Below are 1,698 nucleotides of genomic sequence, written 5' to 3' on the forward strand. Positions count from 1 at the left end.
TGGCCGGCAATGCTCCTTGACGTTTATAATAACCCAGAGAGATATCGAGAAACGTATTTTGAGAAAATCCAAAATACAAAATCACAAAATCCAAATAAATCTCAAAGCTCAAATTCTAAATTACAAACCGGAGAAGAGAAGATACCCGTTTTGAGCAATCGCCAGGGGCCCCTTGGGGGTGTGGCGGCGAAAAACGCGGTATCGAGCTTCGAAAATTTTATCTACTTCGCTGGGGATTCGGCCAAGATCGACGAAGATGGATATTTTTGGATCGTCGGTCGAAATGATGATGTTATTAAAGTTTCCGGCCACCGGCTTGGTTCAGCCGAGCTAGAAAGTGCCTTTGTCTCCAATCTAAAAGTGGCCGAAGCAGCTGTCATCGGCAAACCCCACGAAATAAAAGGCGAGTCAATTAAAGCTTTCGTCATCTTAAAACAAGGAGTTATTCCATCTGATGAATTAAAGGCGGAACTTGTCCAAACTGTCCGTAAATCAATTGGCCCAATCGCTACCCCGGACGAAATTGATTTTGTCGAAAAACTCCCAAAAACCAGATCGGGAAAGATAATGAGACGAGTACTTAAGGCTCAAGAACTTGGGCTACCTGTGGGTGATACTTCGACTTTGGAGAGTTAAAAAATTAAACTTTATTTTCGTGAAATACTCTAATAAATTCTGTTGTTCCTTTTTTATTGTGTAAGGCAACTGTTGTGTGATTTTTTCCATCTTCTCTCTTAGATTCATACAATGCATTGTCCGCCCTATTTGTCATAGCCTCAGCAATTTCTTTATAATTGCCATCATTTACATCTTCTACCAGGTTCGTTAAACCGCAACTAATAGTAACACCCTTTGGATATTTATTATCATTATTAAATGATATTCTTTCTATTTCACTTCTGATTTTTTCGATCATTTTTTGAGCTACATCTAAACTATTGGGGGTAATAATTAAGAACTCATCGCCTCCGAAACGAATTGCAAAGTCACCTAAATTGAATCTAATGTTTTTCAATACTGTTTCGGCAACTTTTCTCAACACTTCATCCCCTACTTGATGGCCATATTGATCATTGACCTCTTTGAAATGATCAATGTCTAACATCGCAACAGTAAGTTTTTTATTACCCTTAAATATTCTTTCTATTTCTCGCTCTAATATTCCTTTTTTTGGAGGGGATGTGTTTGGATTACCATCAAGAAACCTTCGAAGATACAAATTTGTCAAAGGATCGATAACGGAAACTTCTTCAAGTTCTCGCCTTGCTTTTTCTGTTTCTAAATGTTTTTTTCTTTCTACCTTAAATAAAGGATTTTTTTTTAATTTTTTTAATTCATTTGCAATTTTATTTCTTGCTTGTTGTTCTGATGGAAATTGGCCTAAAAAATTTTTCCTGCCCATTATTTCCAATACATTATCTTTATGAGGTGACCTTAAAGTTTTTTGTGATAATGGTATTTCTTTACTTTCTATCATATTTAAAATATTTTTTGCTAAACTATTGTATGGTTGATTTTGAAAAATTGAAAAAAATCTGCAAATTGATTCGCTACGACATTCTAACTTCAACAACCGAGGCCAAATCCGGCCATCCGACCACTTCCCTTTCTGCCGTTGAACTGATGGTAACCCTTTTTTTCGCCGAGTCAAACTCGGCTGACGGCGGTTTTTTAAAATCTGACCTCCGCCACCCTAAG

General features: G+C 37.0%; 3 protein-coding genes. 2 read left to right on the forward strand and 1 reads right to left on the reverse strand.

Translation table 11 applies throughout. The features are described 5' to 3' along the window. The coding region (locus NUV69_05175; GenBank protein ID MCR4325050.1) for a hypothetical protein at window positions 1-636 on the forward strand (636 nt) is incomplete at its 5' end. 4 nt (window positions 637-640) lie between these two features. Here NUV69_05175 and NUV69_05180 read toward each other — a convergent pair. Next, a complete protein-coding gene (locus NUV69_05180; protein ID MCR4325051.1) occupies window positions 641-1,477 on the reverse strand; it encodes a GGDEF domain-containing protein in 837 nt (278 codons plus the stop codon). A gap of 29 nt (window positions 1,478-1,506) precedes the next feature. Here NUV69_05180 and NUV69_05185 point away from each other — a divergent pair. Continuing rightward, window positions 1,507-1,698: hypothetical protein (locus tag NUV69_05185; protein ID MCR4325052.1), on the forward strand; the 192-nt coding region annotated here is incomplete at its 3' end.

The organism is Candidatus Curtissbacteria bacterium (assembly GCA_024654445.1).
Taxonomy (GTDB): domain Bacteria; phylum Patescibacteriota; class Microgenomatia; order Curtissbacterales; family GWA2-41-24; genus JANLHP01.